The organism is Hoylesella enoeca JCM 12259 (assembly GCF_000613405.1).
In the GTDB taxonomy this organism is placed as follows: domain Bacteria; phylum Bacteroidota; class Bacteroidia; order Bacteroidales; family Bacteroidaceae; genus Prevotella; species Prevotella enoeca.
In genome coordinates this window covers 19,434-37,972 of sequence record NZ_BAIX01000023.1, presented here as the reverse complement: position 1 = coordinate 37,972, position 18,539 = coordinate 19,434, and the positions used below count along the sequence as shown (strand labels likewise).

14 protein-coding genes and 2 pseudogenes are annotated in these 18,539 nt (G+C 47.5%); 11 read left to right on the top strand and 5 right to left on the bottom strand.

Features of this window, described 5'->3' with window-relative positions:
• The coding region (locus JCM12259_RS16735) for a DUF6261 family protein (protein ID WP_025066081.1) at positions 1–792 on the top strand (792 nt) is incomplete at its 5' end.
• Positions 793–922: 130 nt separating this feature from the next.
• Here JCM12259_RS16735 and JCM12259_RS08060 read toward each other — a convergent pair.
• Positions 923–2,161 (bottom strand): clostripain-related cysteine peptidase, encoded by a 1,239-nt coding sequence (locus JCM12259_RS08060; RefSeq protein ID WP_025066080.1) that lies wholly within the window; start codon positions 2,159–2,161, stop codon positions 923–925.
• A gap of 2 nt (positions 2,162–2,163) precedes the next feature.
• Positions 2,164–4,799 (bottom strand): annotated as a pseudogene (locus tag JCM12259_RS14525) (valine--tRNA ligase).
• A 340-nt stretch (positions 4,800–5,139) separates the two neighbouring features.
• Here JCM12259_RS14525 and mazG point away from each other — a divergent pair.
• From mazG to JCM12259_RS08040, 3 genes are read left to right on the top strand one after another with little or no spacing between them, the layout of a single operon-like run.
• Positions 5,140–5,922: a nucleoside triphosphate pyrophosphohydrolase gene (gene mazG, locus JCM12259_RS08050; protein WP_025066079.1), complete on the top strand. Its 783-nt coding sequence runs from the start codon at positions 5,140–5,142 to the stop codon at positions 5,920–5,922.
• Between the two features lie 26 nt (positions 5,923–5,948).
• The gene (locus tag JCM12259_RS08045) at positions 5,949–6,512 is read left to right on the top strand and encodes a lipocalin-like domain-containing protein (RefSeq protein ID WP_025066078.1); all 564 of its coding nucleotides are present in this window, start codon (positions 5,949–5,951) and stop codon (positions 6,510–6,512) included.
• A 3-nt stretch (positions 6,513–6,515) separates the two neighbouring features.
• Positions 6,516–7,433, top strand: coding sequence for a ribonuclease Z (locus tag JCM12259_RS08040; protein ID WP_025066077.1), 918 nt, complete (start codon positions 6,516–6,518; stop codon positions 7,431–7,433).
• A 581-nt stretch (positions 7,434–8,014) separates the two neighbouring features.
• On the opposite strand, the gene JCM12259_RS08025 is transcribed toward JCM12259_RS08040, so the two are convergent.
• Genes JCM12259_RS08025 through JCM12259_RS08015 form a run of 3 tightly spaced genes read right to left on the bottom strand, consistent with a single transcriptional unit; the run spans position 8,015 to position 10,078 of the window.
• Positions 8,015–9,265, bottom strand: coding sequence for a type IX secretion system plug protein (locus tag JCM12259_RS08025; RefSeq protein ID WP_470303243.1), 1,251 nt, complete (start codon positions 9,263–9,265; stop codon positions 8,015–8,017).
• On the bottom strand, positions 9,258–9,728 hold the full coding sequence (rlmH, locus tag JCM12259_RS08020) for a 23S rRNA (pseudouridine(1915)-N(3))-methyltransferase RlmH (RefSeq protein WP_025066074.1): 471 nt from the start codon (positions 9,726–9,728) through the stop codon (positions 9,258–9,260). The genes JCM12259_RS08025 and rlmH overlap by 8 nt, the downstream gene beginning before the upstream one ends.
• A complete protein-coding gene (locus tag JCM12259_RS08015; RefSeq protein WP_025066073.1) occupies positions 9,725–10,078 on the bottom strand; it encodes a DUF4491 family protein in 354 nt (117 codons plus the stop codon). The genes rlmH and JCM12259_RS08015 overlap by 4 nt, the downstream gene beginning before the upstream one ends.
• A 187-nt stretch (positions 10,079–10,265) precedes the next feature.
• Between JCM12259_RS08015 and JCM12259_RS08010 the strand changes: the two genes are divergently transcribed.
• The 7 genes and pseudogenes from JCM12259_RS08010 (at position 10,266) to JCM12259_RS07980 (ending at position 18,509) form a co-directional block, all read left to right on the top strand.
• Positions 10,266–12,014: a phospho-sugar mutase gene (locus JCM12259_RS08010; RefSeq protein ID WP_025066072.1), complete on the top strand. Its 1,749-nt coding sequence runs from the start codon at positions 10,266–10,268 to the stop codon at positions 12,012–12,014.
• Positions 12,015–12,783: 769 nt separating this feature from the next.
• Positions 12,784–13,779 carry an AAA family ATPase gene (locus tag JCM12259_RS08005; RefSeq protein ID WP_025066071.1) on the top strand — a complete coding sequence of 332 codons (996 nt, stop codon included), beginning with the start codon at positions 12,784–12,786 and terminating at the stop codon, positions 13,777–13,779.
• 1 nt (position 13,780) lies between these two features.
• Entirely contained in the window at positions 13,781–14,650 is an 870-nt protein-coding gene (locus JCM12259_RS08000) for a DUF58 domain-containing protein (RefSeq protein ID WP_025066070.1), read from the top strand.
• 1 nt (position 14,651) lies between these two features.
• A complete protein-coding gene (locus JCM12259_RS07995) occupies positions 14,652–15,722 on the top strand; it encodes a BatD family protein (protein WP_025066069.1) in 1,071 nt (356 codons plus the stop codon).
• Between the two features lie 11 nt (positions 15,723–15,733).
• Positions 15,734–16,732 (top strand): vWA domain-containing protein, encoded by a 999-nt coding sequence (locus tag JCM12259_RS07990; protein ID WP_025066068.1) that lies wholly within the window; start codon positions 15,734–15,736, stop codon positions 16,730–16,732.
• A gap of 47 nt (positions 16,733–16,779) precedes the next feature.
• Positions 16,780–17,801, top strand: a pseudogene (locus JCM12259_RS14520) (VWA domain-containing protein).
• Between the two features lie 9 nt (positions 17,802–17,810).
• On the top strand, positions 17,811–18,509 hold the full coding sequence (locus JCM12259_RS07980; RefSeq protein ID WP_025066067.1) for a tetratricopeptide repeat protein: 699 nt from the start codon (positions 17,811–17,813) through the stop codon (positions 18,507–18,509).
• The last annotated feature ends 30 nt before the right edge of the window (positions 18,510–18,539 follow it).

Sequence of the window (18,539 nt, the reverse complement as noted above, 5' to 3'; positions counted from 1 at the left end):
GCGGCCTGCGTGGCCGAAGAAGATCGGGTGCTGAACCAGCCGCGCGCCGGGGCCGATACCAAGGCGCTGGAAGAGGCCGACCGCAAGCGCGACAAATCCTATCAATCATTGCGGTTGCTCGTGGCGCTGCACCTCAACAGCGCCGACAAGGCCGTGTTGGCCGCCGCCGAAGCCGTGGACCGCGTGATGAAGGCTTATCCCGACGTGGCCGCAAGCAACTACGACAAGGAGACCGGACTGATCAAAAACCTCGTGGCCGACCTGCGCACGGCTGATCTCTTGCGGCACGTGGCGCGGATTCAAGCGCAGGTGTATGTCAACCTGCTCGATGCCGACAACAAAGCGTTTGACACGCTGTTCCACGCCCGGGTGAAGTCGGGCGCGCCCGCTGGCACGTTCGACATCAAACCGCTGCGCGCCGCCACCGACAAAGCGCTCAACGCCGTGCTGCGCCGCATCAACGCCCTCGACGAGCTGGAGCCGTCGGCGCCAATTACAGCCTTGATCACGCAATACAACAACTTAGTTGACAACCGCAAAACACTGTTGGCCGGTCGCACCGCCACGAACAAAGCGCACGCCGACAAACAGCTCGAGGCGCTCCGCAAAGAACTCGACCCGCTGATCCGCAAGTTCGAGGAAGCAAACGGCATCGCCCCCAACGTCCTCACCTTCACCGGCAAAACCAAAGGGACTGGCAAGAGCAAAGCTTATGAGCTGGCTTACAGCACTGACCCGAAACGGACGCTGTGGGTTGTGCGCGAGAAGGACGCGTTGCGCATAGAAGCTTAGGCCACACAACGCACGTGACTGTTTAGGCAGAGATAGAAAAGGACAGAAGGCTGGTGCTGCATATTGCGATGCGCCAGCCTTCTGTTTTGTCCTTTTGTATGAAGCTATTCTTTGTACACAGTCCCCTAACTTAGGGCGTGGAATGTGTGGCTTTCCACCAAGCCGTCTTCTTCATTCCGGCCGTGGCCAGCGAATTGGTGGAGGGGTCTGAGACGGTGATGCCCGAATAAGTGTTGATCTTGTGCCGGCCTCGCCGTGTGAGGGCAGAATAATAATATTCCGTGTGTGATTTGAAGGGAACGGCGCGGTTGAGTTGGGCTTGGAATTTGGCAAGCAGCGTGGCATCGGTGCAAAGATTCTTCACATAGTCGCCGAGATCATAGAAGATCGGCGGATCATAACCATCGAGATTTTGGATGGAAGCGGTGAGAGCTGTATTGAATGTGTATTGCGTGTTGATTTCCTTCATGATCTTTGCGACGCTGTCCACCTGTGCGCAGTCGGTCACGCCGATGGTTCCGCAGTGATAGGGCGTGCCGTTGTGCTCATAGTTGTTGTAGAAGTTGTAAAACTCGTCGCATACCGCTTGATAATCGGGGGTGATGTCGGCCAAGTGTTTCCAAATTCTGGTGTAGGGCATTCCATAAGCCATGATCTCGGTCGGACAGCCGATGAGATAGTCGGTCACTTCTTTCAGCTGGTAAGCCGTCTCGATATTCGACATATTGCAGTCGTCGAACATGATGTATTGCATCTTTTTGATGCCCGAAGAGGAGATTCCCGAGACGAGTGTTGAGATGTCTGTTCGCACGTTGCTTCCGCCGAACCATCGTGTGGTTCGGGTGAATGGGCCGTCGGATTCGTCTGTTTGGGGTTGTTGGAACAATCCTTTTGCCGATGCCGGGAAGTCGGCAGCTTCAATCCATCCGTAGCCGTGACAGCCGATGATCATGGCATAGGTGTCGGCGGGCGCATAGGATTTGACTTGGTTGAGGATGTAGGTGATCCAATGCGAGGTGTTGAGCGCTAATTTATTGGCAGCCGTGTTCTGATAGTGGCACAGCGTGTCGTCGACACATTCGCCTTTTTCATATTTCACTTTGATCAAAGCGCCCGATGTGGCACTATTGGAAATATAAATCATCAGATTCTTGTCGCCAAGTCCGTTTTGATTTTTGATGGCCGCCTTGATGTCCCGTATGTTTTGCAGGAAAGCGTCATAGAGGTTGTAACTGGTGCCCGTCCACGGCATATAAACGAATATGGTTTTGGCTGCGTTGTGGTCGGGGAGTTCAGGCCCGATTTCGTCTTCGTGACAGGCGGAGAGCAGGAAGAGTGCGCTCAGGCATAGGAACAAATATTTCTTCATCGTTATTTCTTTTTAAGTTCGGCAATTGATTCTTTCAGCGCGGCGATCTTTTCCTCGGAGTCGCTTTGCTTTTTGCGTTCCAAGGCAACGACAGCTTCGGGCGCATGAGCCACGAATTTCTCATTGGCAAGTTTCTTTTTGATGCCCGCGAGAAAACCTTCCAAATGGGCAAGTTGGGCTTCTTGCTTTTTGATTTCGGCCTCGATGTCGATCAGATTACCCACGGGTACGGCAAATTCGTCTGTTCCCACCATGAACTGTGCGGCGTCAGGCACTTTCTCTTCGACAATCTCAATGGTTTGCAAGTTGGCCATCTTGACTATGATCTCATTGTAAGCGGCATAGCGATTATGGTTGAGCACATTCAAGGTGAGCTGCTCTTTGGGCGAGATATTCTTCTGATTACGCACCATGCGCACACCACTCACAATGAGCTTGACGGCTTCGATGTCTTCGGCAAGTTGCTTCTCTGTCTGTGTCGGAGTATCGATCACGAGTTTCTCGCGCATGATCGAATCTCCTTTGGTGCGCTCATAGAGATGCTGCCAAAGTTCTTCGGTGATGAAAGGCATAAACGGATGGAGCATTTTCAGCAGTGCGTCGAAGAATTGCAGTGTTGCATTGAAAGTCTCGCGGTCTATCGGCGAGCCGTAAGCAGGCTTCACCATTTCGAGGAACCAGCTAGAAAACTCGTCCCAAAAAAGACGATAGACCAGCATCAATGCCTCTGAAATACGATATTTGGAGAATTGATCGTTGAGTTCTTCGTTTACCAGTCGCAGTTTTGCGGCAAACCATTCTACGGCAATCTTATTGGCTTTCGGTTGGGCTTCGTCGGTCACTTGCCATCCCTTGACCAGTCGGAAAGCATTCCAGATCTTGTTATTGAAATTGCGTCCTTGCTCGCAGAGACTTTCATCAAACAGAATATCGTTGCCTGCCGGCGCCGAAAGCATCATGCCCATACGCACGCCATCGGCACCATATTTGTCGATGAGATCGAGCGGGTCGGGTGAGTTACCTAATGATTTGGACATCTTTCGACCGAGTTTGTCGCGCACAATACCCGTGAAATACACGTTCTTGAATGGCATTTTGCCCCGATACTCGTAACCGGCCATAATCATGCGGGCCACCCAGAAGAAAATAATGTCGGGCCCGGTGACTAAATCAGATGTGGGATAATAGTAATCGATCTCTTGATTATCAGGATTGTTGATGCCGTCGAAGAGCGAGATGGGCCATAGCCAGGACGAAAACCAAGTGTCGAGACAGTCTTCATCTTGTTGCAGATCGGCGGCGGTCAATGTGCTGTCTTGTTGTCGGGCCTTAACCAAAGCCTCCTCGGCAGATGTTGCGACTACGCATTCGCGCTTGCCGCCAGCTGTGAAATAATAAGCCGGAATGCGATGCCCCCACCACAGTTGGCGTGAGATGCACCAGTCTTTGATGTTTTCGAGCCAGTGACGGTAGGTGTTTTTGTATTTGGAAGGATAAAATCGGATCTCGTCTTCCATCACAGGAGGCAGCGCAATGTCGGCAAAATGCTGCATCTTTAAAAACCATTGCGTGCTCAATTTAGGTTCGATGGGCACATTGGTACGCTCGGAAAAGCCCACCTTATTGTCATAATCCTCTACCTTTTCTAATAATTCGGCCTGCTGCAAATCTTGGGTGATCTGCTTGCGCACCTCCATCCGATCCATACCCACATATATGCCGGCTGCCTCGGAGATGGTTCCGTTGTCGTTGAAAATATCAATTGTCTCTAAATTGTGCTTCAATCCCAGTGCATGGTCGTTGATGTCGTGAGCCGGCGTAACCTTTAAGCAACCTGTTCCGAATTCAATATCCACATATTCGTCTTCGATCACGGGAATCTTGCGGCCCACCAATGGCACGATGACATGTTTGCCTCGAAGCCATGTGTTTTTCGGGTCGTTGGGATTGATACACATCGCCGTGTCGCCCATGATGGTTTCCGGACGCGTTGTGGCCACAATGGCATATCGTTCCGGTTCCTCTGCCACCCTATATTTCAAGTAATAGAGCTTAGAATGTTCGTCTTTATAAACCACCTCTTCATCAGAGAGTGCTGTCTGAGCCTGCGGATCCCAATTCACCATGCGCACGCCGCGATAGATCAATCCCTTGTCATAGAGATCACAAAACACTTTGATCACGCTTTGGGAACGTGTGTCGTCCATCGTGAATGCTGTGCGATCCCAGTCGCAGGAGGCGCCGAGCTTGCGCAATTGTTTAAGAATGATGTCGCCATGCTCGTGTGTCCAATCCCAGGCATGTTGCAGAAATTCATCGCGAGAGAGGTCGGTCTTTTTGATACCTTGCTGTGCGAGTTTGTTCACCACCTTTGCTTCGGTGGCTATCGAAGCATGATCCGTGCCCGGAACCCAGCACGCATTCTTTCCTTCCATGCGTGCACGGCGCACCAAGATGTCTTGAATCGTGTTATTAAGCATATGCCCATGTGTAGCACGCCGGTCACATTGGGCGGCGGAATCACCACAGTGTAAGGCTCTCTGTTATCCGGTTTGCTGCTGAAAAGTTTGTTATCCAGCCAATACTGATACCATTTCGACTCTACTTCTTGGGGTTCGTATTTACTCGCTAATTCCATTTGATCTGTTTTAATATTAAAAAAACGGTGCAAATATACGAAGATTCTATGTAAAAGCGACAGGATTTGACAGAATCATGTCACTTGTGGAGACAACGATGGCGTTGTTTTCGCGCTGCAACGGAGACTTCGTTGGCTCTCAAAAGAGCCTCTGTTGTATGGTAAAAGAGGCTCAATTGGCGGGCAAAAGAGGCACAGTTGGCAGACGGTTTGGATGCCGTGGTTACAACGAGGATTGCGAGTTGCTAACCTGTTTAGTCGTCAACGATCCAAAATCCTGATGGAAAAAGAGAAGACTTTCCCGGAAAATGAGTAGCTTTGCAACACTAAATCAGATGATATGCATACGAGAGAAGAGAAGTTGGAAGCCTTTGGCCGATTATTGGATGTGCTGGATGAGCTGCGCGAGAAATGTCCTTGGGATAGGAAACAAACCAATGAGAGCCTGCGGCCTAACACGATTGAAGAAGTCTTTGAATTGTGCGATGCCTTGCTGAAAGGAGACAAGGCGCATGTCTGTGAGGAGTTGGGCGATGTGCTGGAGCATGTGGTTTTTTATTCGATTATCGGCAGCGAGACCGACGATTTTGATATTGCAGACGTCTGCAATCGTGAAGCCGACAAGTTGATCTCACGTCATCCGCATATCTATGGCGATGTGAAGGCCGACAGTGTGGATCAAGTGTTGCAGACATGGGAACAGATCAAGCAGCGGGAAGAGAATGGACACAGGCGTGTGTTGTCGGGTGTTCCCGATGCGCTCCCGGCTCTGATCAAGGCTTATCGCATACAGGATAAGGCGCGCAATGTGGGGTTTGACTGGCAGGATAAGGCCGACGTCTGGGCCAAAGTGCGTGAAGAATTAGACGAACTGGAAACGGAATTGAAGAAAGAAGATCAACAACGGTCTACGCTGGAGCTGGGAGATTTCTTGTTTAGTGTGATCAATGCCGCCCGACTTTATCATCTGAATCCCGATAATGCGCTCGAACACACCAATCAAAAATTTATCAATCGTTTTAATTACGTGGAAGAGCGGGCGATCCAGCAACACAAATCGTTGAAAGATATGTCGCTCGAAGAGATGGATAAACTCTGGAACGAAGCTAAACGAAAGGAATGATCTCAAACGAATTTGAAAGAATAGATATGAAAAAAACAACGCTTTTGATAGGATTTTGTATGAGTCTTTTTGTTGTTTTCGGTTGTAAGGACGGGAAGAACACACAAGGCTCGGGTAGTGATTCAGACAGTTTGGAGGGTAAGGGAGTCTCTGCCGACTCAACCCTCTATGGCGTTTGCGGAGAAGAAACGGCGATGCATACGTTGCAACTCATCACCGATCAAGGCGACACGTTGAGTTTCTTGATCGATGCAGACAATGAAGAGCATGTGCAGGGCGGTTTGCTTGCAGGTGACCGAATGGCTGTCATGCCCGGCAAAATGATTGATGGCGAACGCATGGCAGAGACAGTGATCAATCTGACAACATTGATCGGCAAATGGACCAGCCTTGACAAGAATTTTGAGATACAAGAAGGCGGCGATGTCAAATCACATATCGAGGCCGAAGCCAATCCTTGGACGATGTGGAAGATCTGCAATGGCAAACTGCTGTTGAATAAAGACACGTTTGCGATCAACAAGTTGGGGGCCGACAGCTTGTATTTGGAGAACGAGAAAGGAATCTTCGTTTTCAAACGCCAACGCTAAGCCGTGGAGTCGTTCAGGGTTCATATTCTGGGATGCGGAAGCGCCCTGCCCACGTTGCGTCATAATCCTTCCTCGCAGTTGGTTGAAATCCGTGGGAAAGTTTTTATGGTTGATTGCGGCGAGGGGACACAGATACAGTTGCGTCGTTCGCGCACGCATTTCGGAAAAATCAAGGCCGTCTTTATTTCCCATCTGCATGGAGATCATTGTTTCGGACTGCTGGGAATGATCTCCACTTTCGGCATGCTGGGTCGCACGGCGCCGCTGCATGTCTATGCCACTGCCGAATTTGAGCCGATGTTCCAGGCACAGATGGAGATGTTTTGCCAAGGACTTGAGTTTGACGTGATCTTTCATCCTGTCGACACCACCCTGCCCCAAATCATCTACGAGGATCACAGTCTCACCGTGGAAACCATTCCTTTGGATCACCGAATAGCCTGCTGCGGTTATCTGTTTAGAGAGAAAAGCAGTCTGCCGCACATCCGTCGGGATATGATCGACTTCTATCATATTCCCATCAGCCAGATCAATAATATTAAAAACGGAGCAGATTGGGTGACGACCGAGGGTGAAGTCATTGCCAATAGCCGACTCACTTCTGCCGCCGAAGCTCCGCGTTCGTATGCTTATTGCAGCGACACGCGTTATATGCCCACCTTACACCGGTTGGTGAAAGGGGTCACCGTGCTTTATCACGAGTCTACTTACACCACCGAATACGCCCGACATGCCAGCCTGTATTATCACAGCACGGCAGCCCAAGCAGCCCAAGTGGCCCGCGATGCCCAAGTGGGTGAGTTGGTCTTGGGGCATTACAGCGCCCGCTTTGAGGATGAGTCTGTTCTGCTGAGCGAGGCCCGAGCAGTTTTTGATCACACGATCTTGTCGAATGAGGGGTTGGTTATTGATGTGGGATGAGTTCATTGATTTTTCGCTTCGACACCGAAATCGCACAGCTCGAATTGATGGGGAAACAAGCTGTCCGAGGCCTCGGATCGATCAAAAATCGAAAAAACAAGCCGTCCGAGGCCTCGGATTGATCAAAAATCGAAAAAACAAGCTGTCCGAGGTCTCGGATTGATCAAAAATCGAAAAAATGAGCTGTCCGAGGCCTCGGATTGATTGAAAATCGAAAAAATGAGCTGTCCCAATGTTGGGAAAGCTCGAAAATGGGAAAAATGGTGCGTCCCAATGTTGGGAAAGCTCGAAAATGGGAAAAATGAGCCGTCCCAATGTTGGGAAACTCAAAAAATGAGAAAAACAACGTTTCCCAACATTGGGAAAGCCAAAAATGGAGAAAGGGAGCTTTTCCCAAACTTGGGACGGCCAAAATCGCAAGTCGCAGGCACTTTTGACATGTGGAATGACTTGTGTTTTTTGTGCGCAATGAATGGAATATTGAGAAATGAAGAGTGGCGAGTTGTTTGATCAGTTCGCCACTCTTCTTAATTCATAATCATTGCTGTCCGATAAAATTCAATCAAAAGAATTGATAGCTGTCAACTATCAACCGTCAATTGAGACATCCCGACCAACCTGTCGGTGCGCTCTCCGATGCCTCTATAATAGATGAGGGCCTGATAGGTGTTCTCGGTTTGGTGGAACGAGCCTTCTGTGGGGAAGAGCGTTGTGGTTCCGTCGGGTTTCAAGACGAGGTATTGGTAGGAATAATAGCCTTGTTTTAATCGGACCGAACCGCGATAGATCTGCTCGGTTTCGTCGTATTTCATTTGATATTCGGGTGTGAAACGGTCGTTGGTCCACATGGCATTGAGATAGACTTGCCCGTTCACGCGTGGACCTTTGAGTCGGAAATGCACGGTGACATAGTCTGAGGTCCAATCATTCTCGCTATTATCGCTGTTGCGAATGTAGAAAGCGCCGTTGGCATCGCGATCATAGACATAGCTCTGCCGGGGTTCGTCGGTCCACACATAGGCGTTATAACGGCTGCCGTCCCAGCTGATCGACTCCAGCCCCATGGTGGTGTGGCCCACGTCTAAAACTTCAAACTTGCGATATTCATTTCCGGCTGAGAAGATGAGCGACCGATTATGCGACCATTGCAAACCGTCGGGCATCACATATTGCGGTGTGGGATTGACGACGGCATTATCCCAACGGCCGTTTTGAAGTATGACGGTGTGGATCTGACGCTGATAATCCGAAACCCGAAGCGAGCCGTAATTGAGCTTCATGGCGATTTGCTGATGGCTCCCGTTGATGTCGATGTCGGTGTTGGTGGACACTTGCAGTTGCACGCCCATATGTTGTTCGACGATCATGAAACAGGCAGTGAACATTTTTTCTCGGTCGTTGTTCGCGTCATAAACCGTGAGTTGATAGTTGCCGCTGAGCTTGATCCGACAGCGATCGTTGGGGATTCGGAGCGCGTAATGGGTGTAGAGCGTATTGGTGTTGATCGATTCCGTGATGTCGTCGATCGTGTTTCCTTCGGCGAAACCGTTGATATAATCGCTCGTGAAAAGTTCGTCGGAAGGTGTCCAATCGGCTTCGCAATGGCGGATCGTATAGATGTATCGATGATACTCGTGTGTGAGATCGTCAAAAGCAATATGGATCGGTGTCGGGCTTCCTAATTCCACGATCGGCATTTGCATCCATTTGTCGCCGGCAACAACCTGCAAAGAGGCGATGCGCGGATTGAATATCTCATTGCGTTGAGCGCAGATCAATTGTGCCCAGACGATGAGACAGGACGTGAGAAAGATCCTTCGCATGTCATTCATGATGATAGGGTTCGCCTTTGATGATGGTGCAGGCCCGATAGATTTGCTCTGTAAACATCAGTCGAATCATCTGATGCGAGAGTGTCATACGCGAAAGACTGAGCTGCTCGTTTGCTCGGGCATAGACCGCGGGCGAGAAGCCGTAAGGTCCGCCGATGACAAACACCAGTCGGCGGGCCGTGTGTTGTTTGGTTTGTAGCCACGAAGCAAACTCTATGCTGCGATATTCGTGTCCGTGCTCATCCAACAAGACCACTGTGTCCGACGGTTGAATCTGCTTCAAAATCAGTTCGCCTTCGCGCTCCTTTTGCTGTTCCTGGCTGAGATTCTTGGTATTTTTCAATTCAGCAATCGTGTTTACGGTCAGCGGCATATAATGACTGATGCGTTCCACATAGTCGTCGATACATGCCATGAGCTGCTTATTGACCGTCTTTCCAATCCAGATCAATTCCGTCTTCATTCTTCTTTCTTTTCGCAGACAGAGTAAGGGACATCGTTATCAGTCGGTTTTGCATACTGATCTTTGCGTTTCGGATTCATCGGAAACCAACCTTTTTCCACGCGCTTCTTCTGTTCCAAGAGTTCGCCGATGCCCCACAAAGAAGATGCTCCGATGATTCCGAGGATGGAAGAAGCGATAACATTCTCCACCATGATGGCTAAACTTACCGCTAAAATACCGACGATAAAGAACAACCACCATGGGCGCGTGCCCCAATAATACTCTGCTTTGATGACAATGGGATGGAATATTCCGATGATAAGGAATGTGCTGACGGCGATGATGATGCCGGTGAAATGCAGTTCCATAAGATTTCTGTTGCTTAAAAATTAGTTGTGCAAATGTAAGAAAAAAACTCCTCCCCCGCAAACGAAGTATTGAAATGACTTCCATTTCAGTAAATTTCACGTGCGTTTTGTATGCGCTATGCTAAATATTATCTATCTTTGTAGCACAACAAACGCAAAATCACATAATTTTAAACACATAATCAATATGGAAAATAACGCAGAACTCATCGCACAGTGTGAGAAAAAAGCAAAGCAATGGTTAAATCCCGCTTTCGATGCAGAGACTCGACAGTCTGTACAAGCTATGCTTGACAACAGCGATAAGACCGATCTCATCGAGTCGTTCTATAAAGAATTGGAGTTCGGAACGGGTGGCTTGCGCGGCATTATGGGCGCAGGTTCTAACCGAATGAATATCTATACCGTGGGAATGGCTACGCAAGGGTTTGCCAATTATCTGAAAAAGAATTTTGCAAATCGTACTGACATTAGTGTCGTTGTGTGTCACGACTGCCGCAACAACAGTCGACTCTTTGCCGAAACGGTGGCCGATATATTTTCAGCCAACGGCATAAAAGCCTACATCTTCGATGATATGCGCCCCACACCGGAGTGTTCTTTCGCCATCAGACACTTGCATTGTCAAGGCGGTGTGAATATCACGGCTTCGCATAATCCCAAAGAATACAACGGATACAAGGCTTATTGGGAAGACGGCGCACAGGTTTTGACGCCTCACGACACGGGAATCATCGACGAAGTAAACAAAGTGAAGGTGGAAGATGTCAAGTTTGTTGGCAACAAAGACCTCATTGAAACCATCGGCGAAGAGATAGATAAGATTTATCTCGAACAGATTCGTACGCTCTCTATTGATCCCGAAGTGATCAAACGACAGAAAGACTTGAAGATAGTCTACACGCCGCTCCACGGAACGGGTATGATGCTCATTCCTCGTTCGCTGAAATTCTGGGGCTTCGAAAATGTGCATTGCGTGAAAGAACAGATGGTCAGAAGTGGTGATTTTCCCACGGTCGTTTCGCCGAACCCTGAAAACGGCGAAGCACTCACGCTGGCCTTGCGCGACGCTAAGGAGTTGGATGCCGACATCGTGATGGCTTCCGACCCCGACGCCGACCGTGTGGGAATGGCTTGCAAGAATGATAAAGGCGAATGGATTTTGATTAATGGCAATCAGACTTGCCTCATTTTCCTCTATTACATCATCACCAATCGCATCAAGATGGGCAAGATGAAACCAACAGACTTCATTGTCAAGACCATTGTTACCACCGAAGTGATTCGAAAGATAGCCGAAAAGCAGCACATCGAAATGCGCGATTGCTACACCGGATTCAAATGGATTGCTCACGAAATCGCCTTGTCCGAAGGCAAACAGAAATATATCGGCGGCGGCGAAGAGAGCTATGGTTTCTTGGCTGAGGATTTTGTGCGCGACAAAGATTCGGTAAGTGCCTGCTCATTGTTGGCCGAAATCTGTGCGTATGCTAAGGATCAGGGCAAGACTTTGTATGATTTGCTGATGGATATTTACCTGGAATACGGATTCTCTAAGGAGTTCACGATCAATGTTGTGCGTCCGGGCAAGAGCGGAGCAGACGAGATCAAGCAGATGATGGAGAACTTCCGCAAGAATCCGCCGACCGATCTCGGAGGCTCCAAGGTGGTGATTTGGAAAGACTATCAAAGTCTTGAGCAGCGCGATGCACAAGGAAATGTGACGCGACTCGATATGCCTGCCACGAGCAATGTGTTGCAATGGTTCTGCGACGACGATACCAAGGTGAGCGTGCGTCCGTCGGGCACCGAACCGAAGATCAAGTTTTATCTCGAAGTGAAGGGCACAATGAAGTGTCCCGGATGCTATGAGCGTTGTGATCGAGAGGGTGCAGAGAAGGTGGAAGCCATCAAAAAGTCGCTCCATTTGGATTAATCCGAAAGAATCAACAGATAGAGAAACGAGTCGGCGAGGCTGTCGACTCGTTTCTTCGTTTACTTATCGAGGTGTTGGTCTGTCGTTTCGGAAAACTTGTTTTTGTCAAGTCTCTTATCCGAAAATTAACACTTCGCGAACTGCTGAAATAGAAATCGAAATTGGAAAGAAATGCAATCATTTTTTGTTTTTCGCAACATGACATGTTGATTTGACGTCAAAAGCAATGCGAATTACCATTGGTTGCACGCTCATTCATCCTCAATCGTATGCTGAATAATGATTGAATAACAATGGATGAGATGTTTTTCGAGATTCGGAAACATGTATTTTGTTTCGTTTTTATTGTAAAACAGCGATTTAAAAGGCTCTCATTTTTCGCGTATTTAAGACCGAGGGAAACGCCGATCGATTTGAAGCGATTCTCATGAGAGGAGTTGTCAAGATTCTTCATACACGATTTTGAAAAGAAACCAAGCCCTAAGTTGACGAACTGGCAAGTGGACAAATAAATGAGATGATATGCATTTGCATTCGTTTTGAATAGCGATTGACATGGTTGACGACTGTCGATCCCGGCATCATTTCATCGTCGTTGAAATTTGTCTGATGATTACACGCCCGATTGATTGATCCGAATAGCCAAAACTTTCTTAATTTATGGGTATTCAGGCGGATTTTTAATATAATTTAGTTGCCCGTTTTCGCCGCTCTATGCAGAATATTGTAATTTTGCCCATAATTTAAAATCGAACAAAAGAGAATTATTATGGCAGAAGCTTTCGACATTCAGGAATTGAACATAAAAATTCAACAGCAGAGCACATTTGTTACGAATCTGATGACGGGTATGGATCGGGTGATTGTAGGTCAGAAACATCTTGTCGACTCGTTGCTCATCTCTCTGTTGAGCGATGGACATATTCTGTTAGAAGGTGTGCCAGGTTTGGCTAAGACGTTGGCCATTAAGACGCTGGCACAACTCATTGATGCGGATTACAGTCGCATTCAGTTTACGCCCGACTTGTTGCCGGCCGATGTGGTGGGAACCATGATCTACTCACAGAAAGATGAGAAATTCCAGGTCAAGAAAGGTCCCGTTTTCGCCAATTTCGTGTTGGCCGATGAGATCAATCGTGCTCCGGCCAAGGTGCAAAGTGCTCTCTTAGAGGCAATGCAAGAGCATCAGGTGACCATCGGAGAGAAGACTTTCGGACTTCCTAACCCTTTCTTGGTGATGGCAACACAGAATCCGATCGAACAAGAAGGCACTTATCAATTGCCCGAAGCACAAGTTGACCGCTTTATGCTCAAAGTGGTGGTAGATTATCCGACGATTGATGAAGAGAAATTGATTATCCGTGAGAACTTACAAGGAGCTCTTCCGACGGTCAATCCGGTAACGACAGCCGAGGAAATTCTGCGTGCTCGTGAGATTGTTAATCAGGTTTATATTGATGATAAGATTGCACAATATATCGCAGACATCGTCTTTGCGAGTCGATATCCTGATCGTTATCAGCTGGCTGAATTGAAAGATATGATCACATTCGGCGGTTCTCCGCGTGCAAGTATCAATCTTGCGAAAGCCGCTCGCGCTTATGCATTCATCAAACACCGTGGTTTTGTGGTGCCGGAAGATGTTCGTGCCGTTGCTCATGATGTGCTTCGCCATCGCATCGGGCTTTCTTATGAGGCTGAGGCCAGCAATGTTACTAGCGAGGAAATCGTCTCTAAGATTATCAATAAGGTGGAAGTGCCTTAATATGGATACGCAAGAGATTTTAAAAAAAGTACGCAAGATCGAGATCAAAACGCGTGGATTGAGTCGCAATATCTTTGCGGGCCAATATCATTCTGCCTTTAAAGGCAGGGGAATGGCATTCTCAGAAGTTCGCGAATATCAGTTCGGCGACGATGTGCGCGATATTGATTGGAATGTGACGGCTCGTTTTCATCGCCCTTATGTCAAGGTGTTTGAAGAGGAACGTGAGTTGACGGTGATGTTGTTGATTGATGTCAGCGGTTCGTTAGACTTCGGCTCAACTTGCCAAACCAAGCGCGATATGGTTACAGAGATTGCTGCAACGCTGGCATTCAGTGCCATTCAGAACAATGATAAGATCGGTGTTATTTTCTTTTCAGACCACATTGAGAAATATATTCCGCCTAAAAAAGGGCGCAAACACATTTTATATATTATTCGCGAGATGCTCGACTTTCATTCCGAAAGCAAGAAAACAGATTTGGCAGAAGCCATTCGTTATCTTACAAGAGTGATGAAACGGCGGTGTACGGCGTTTGTTTTGAGCGATTTCTATACGCGACAAGACTTTGAGAAAGAGTTGCAGATAGCCAATTCTAAGCACGACGTGGTGGCTATTCAGGTTTACGATCCACGGGCTAAGGCGTTGCCGGACATCGGTTTGATGAAAGTGTGCGATGCTGAAACGGGACATGAGATGTTCATTGATACGTCGAGCAAACGTCTCAGACAGGCTCATACACGTTATTGGATGGAACGTGAGGATCAAATCAGGCAAATATTTGCCAAGAGCAACGTAGATTGGACATCCGTCGCAACCAATGAAGACTATGTGAAATCTATGATGTTGTTGTTTGATCAGAGAGGTTAAGATGAAGAAATTTGTTATATTGATTATCGGATTGCTGGTTACCCGCGCCGTTGTTGCACAGATTTCGGTCGATGCCAAGATAGATTCCGTAGCGATTTTGATTGGTCAGCAGGCACGGATGACGGTTGGTGTGACAGGACCTAAGGGGATATCGGTAGTGTTTCCGGAGTTTAAACCGTTGCAGCATATTATACCCGGCGTAGAGGTTTTAGGTTCTTCGGTTGTCGATACGGCAGACTTGGATAATGGATTAGTACGGGTCTCGAAAATATTTACACTCACTTCCTTTGACGAACATCTCTATGCAATTCCCGGGATGAATGTGCGTGTCAACGGCAAGATGTATCGAGGCAATCCATTGGCTTTGAAAGTGCTCACCGTTGATGTCGACACGCTGCATCCCAATCAGTTTTTCCCGCCCAAAGATGTGCAGGACAATCCTTTTCAATGGGCTGAATGGAGCACTTTCTTTTGGTTGAGTGTTTTGGTCGTCATACTTTGTGGACTCGGATTTTACCTTTTCATCCGACTTAGACAGAATAAACCCATCATCACAAGAATACGTATTGTCAAGCGTATTCTGCCTCACCAACGGGCGATGTCGGCCATAGAGAAATTGAAAGAAGACCGTTTACCAGCTTCAGAAGATCAAAAGACATATTACACCAAACTGACAGAGACACTGCGGCAGTATATCAAAGATCGGTTCGGATTCAATGCAATGGAAATGACTTCAGCCGAAATCATCTCGCATCTCCAAACTACCGGCGATCAGAAAATGATTGATGAGTTGCGCGAACTCTTTGCAACGGCCGATTTAGTAAAGTTTGCCAAGTATTCAACTCTCATCAATGAGAATGATGCCAACTTGTTAAACGCAATTCATTTTATCGACGAAACGAAGTTGGAAGGGGAAGCAACGACAGAGCGAATCGTACCGAAACTCAGTGCCGAAGACTTGAAAACGAAACAGCTTCGCATTACGATCAAATCGTTGATTTATGCTATCGCCGTGATTGTTGTAGCGTTGTTGGCTTATGTTATTTATGGAGTCTCGCAACTGCTGATGTAAAATAGAATGAAATGGAATTTGCAAGCAAAGAATATTTCCTGCTACTTCTGCTGTTGATACCCTATCTTCTGTGGTATTTTCTGTACAGTAAGAAGAGCGAACCGACAATGAAGCTGAGTGACACTTATGCTTATCGCTTTGCGCCTAAGAGTTGGCGGATTCGCCTGATCAATCTTCCAATGGTCTTGCGATGTCTCACTTTCGTTGCGGTTATCATCGTTTTGGCTCGTCCACAAACCCATACCTCGTGGGGAAATAAGTCTGTCGAGGGTATCGATATTATGCTGGCAATGGATGTTTCGACGTCGATGCTAGCCGAAGATCTACGTCCCAACCGGATGGAAGCAGCCAAAGACGTTGCTGCCGAATTTATCGCGGGGCGCCCGAACGATAATATCGGATTGACAATTTTTGCCGGTGAGGCTTTCACCCAATGTCCAATGACAACCGATCACGCATCATTGCTTAATTTGTTGCACAGTGTTCGTACCGATATTGCAGCTCGAGGACTCATCAATGATGGCACAGCTATCGGAATGGGATTGGCTAATGCTGTTAGTAGATTAAAAGAATCGAAAGCCAAAAGCAAGGTCGTTATCCTACTGACAGATGGTTCTAACAATACAGGTGACCTTTCTCCGATGACCGCTGCACAAATTGCTAAGAGCTTAGGAATTAGAGTTTATACCATCGGTGTGGGTACAAACAAAGTTGCCCGATACCCGATGCCGGTGGCAGGAGGTGTTCAATATGTCAATATTCCGGTTGAAATAGACACGAAAACATTGAGTGACATCGCTGCAGCAACGCAAGGTAATTTCTATCGAGCTACAAACAATCAGCAGCTCAAGCAGATTTACAAAGACATCGACAAGTTAGAGAAGTCGAAAATGGATGTCAAGAAGTTTTCCAAGCGCTATGAAGCCTATCAGCCTTTTGCATTGGCCGCAATCTTGTTATTACTGCTTGAGATCCTGTTGCGCACCACCGTATTCCGCCGCATACCGTGATCCGCTAAATCATTCGGTATAAGTAAGTTGCTTAAAAAAACAAAGACATGTTTAGATTTGAAGATCCCTCATATCTCTGGTTACTGTTAATCGTCCCGCTGTTAACCGTTATTCGTCTTGCAATTTGGCGTCAACGGCGAAGCAAATTACGGTTATTTGGAGACCCCCTATTATTAAAGGAGATGATGACGGGTGTTTCGGCCTATCGTCCAACGGTTAAATTCTGGTTGTTGCAGGCTGCTTTAGCCTTGTTGATCTTGATGCTGGCACGTCCTCAAATGGGTAGTAAGATTTCGCACGAAAAGCGTAACGGCATTGAGACTATCATCGCTTTGGACATCAGTAATTCGATGCTTTGCCAGGATGTGGCGCCCACTCGTTTGGACAAGAGCAAACTCTTGGTTGAGAATTTGGTTGACAAGTTCACCAATGATAAGATAGGTCTCATCGTGTTTGCAGGTGATGCGTTCGTCCAATTGCCCATAACGAGCGACTATGTGTCGGCTAAGATGTTTTTGCAGAATATCGATCCGTCTCTGATTGCCACGCAAGGCACAGATATCGCACACGCCATCAATCTTTCAATCAACAGTTTCACGCAACAGGAAAATGTGGGCAAAGCATCATCATCATTACTGATGGAGAAGACCACGAAGGTGGAGCTGTCGAGGCGGCAAAGGCTGCCAAGAAGAAAGGTATCAATGTCTTCATTCTCGGCGTGGGCACAACTGCCGGCGCTCCGATACCCGACGGCAATGGCGGGTATATGAAAGATGTGAGCGGACAAACCGTTATGACAGCCCTGAATGAGCAGATGTGTCGGGAGATTGCACAAGCTGGGAGCGGTACTTATATTCATGTCGACAACACGAATGATGCACAAGAGAAATTGAATAACGAGTTGACGAAATTGCAAAAAGGCGAAACCGAGAGTGTGATTTACAGTGAATACGATGAGCAGTTTCAGGCTTTCGGTATCTTGGTCGTGCTCCTTTTGATCGCAGAAGTGTGTTTGCTGGAACGCAAGAATCCTTTATTCAAGAATGTCAAATTGTTCAAACGTAAGTAGAGTGAGACAATGAGAGTAGAGATAAGAGTTATATTGATCACGTTGATATTGACCTTTGTGTGTGTTGATGCACTTTGGGCGCAGGCCGACAGACAGGCGATCCGCCAAGGAAATCGTCTTTATCGCCGACAACAATTTGCTAAGTCTGAGGTCGAATATCGGAAAGCGATTGCCCGTAATGCAGAAAATCCGCAAGCGGTTTATAATTTGGGCTGTGCCCTGATGCAGCAACAAAAAGACTCGGCGGCCATCGTCCAGTATGAGCGTGCAGGTAAATTAGAGACCAACAAGATTCGTAAAGCAAAGGTATATCATAACATCGGCGTCATCTGTCAAGGTCATCAGATGTATGGTGAAGCCATTAAAGCGTATGAAGAAGCATTGAGAAACAACCCCAATGACAACGAAACGCGTTATAATCTTGCACTTTGCAAACGCCAAAACAAACAACAGAACAAAGGAGGAAGCAGTAAAGACAACAAGAAAAAGAATGATCAAGATAAACAAAAGCAAGATCAGAAACAGCAAAACAAAGATAAAGACAAAAACAAAGACCAACAAAAACAGCAGCAACCACAAGAACAGATGAGTAAGGAAAACGCTGAACAATTGCTGAATGCAGCCGTACAAGAGGAGAAAGCAACCCAACAGCGACTGAAAAAAGCGATGCAAAAGCAGGGAACCAAGCGTTTGCAGAAAAACTGGTAAGTGTGCGTGGCTGTTTGTTTGATTGTGAGT

Coding starts and splice junctions, on each gene's coding strand:
- JCM12259_RS08060 (WP_025066080.1), bottom strand. CDS start 2,161: ATGAAGAAATATTTGTTCCTATGCCTGAGCGCACTCTTCCTGCTCTCC.
- mazG (WP_025066079.1), top strand. CDS start 5,140: ATGCATACGAGAGAAGAGAAGTTGGAAGCCTTTGGCCGATTATTGGAT.
- JCM12259_RS08045 (WP_025066078.1), top strand. CDS start 5,949: ATGAAAAAAACAACGCTTTTGATAGGATTTTGTATGAGTCTTTTTGTT.
- JCM12259_RS08025 (WP_470303243.1), bottom strand. CDS start 9,265: ATGAATGACATGCGAAGGATCTTTCTCACGTCCTGTCTCATCGTCTGG.
- rlmH (WP_025066074.1), bottom strand. CDS start 9,728: ATGAAGACGGAATTGATCTGGATTGGAAAGACGGTCAATAAGCAGCTC.
- JCM12259_RS08015 (WP_025066073.1), bottom strand. CDS start 10,078: ATGGAACTGCATTTCACCGGCATCATCATCGCCGTCAGCACATTCCTT.
- JCM12259_RS08010 (WP_025066072.1), top strand. CDS start 10,266: ATGGAAAATAACGCAGAACTCATCGCACAGTGTGAGAAAAAAGCAAAG.
- JCM12259_RS08005 (WP_025066071.1), top strand. CDS start 12,784: ATGGCAGAAGCTTTCGACATTCAGGAATTGAACATAAAAATTCAACAG.
- JCM12259_RS08000 (WP_025066070.1), top strand. CDS start 13,781: ATGGATACGCAAGAGATTTTAAAAAAAGTACGCAAGATCGAGATCAAA.
- JCM12259_RS07995 (WP_025066069.1), top strand. CDS start 14,652: ATGAAGAAATTTGTTATATTGATTATCGGATTGCTGGTTACCCGCGCC.
- JCM12259_RS07990 (WP_025066068.1), top strand. CDS start 15,734: ATGGAATTTGCAAGCAAAGAATATTTCCTGCTACTTCTGCTGTTGATA.
- JCM12259_RS07980 (WP_025066067.1), top strand. CDS start 17,811: ATGAGAGTAGAGATAAGAGTTATATTGATCACGTTGATATTGACCTTT.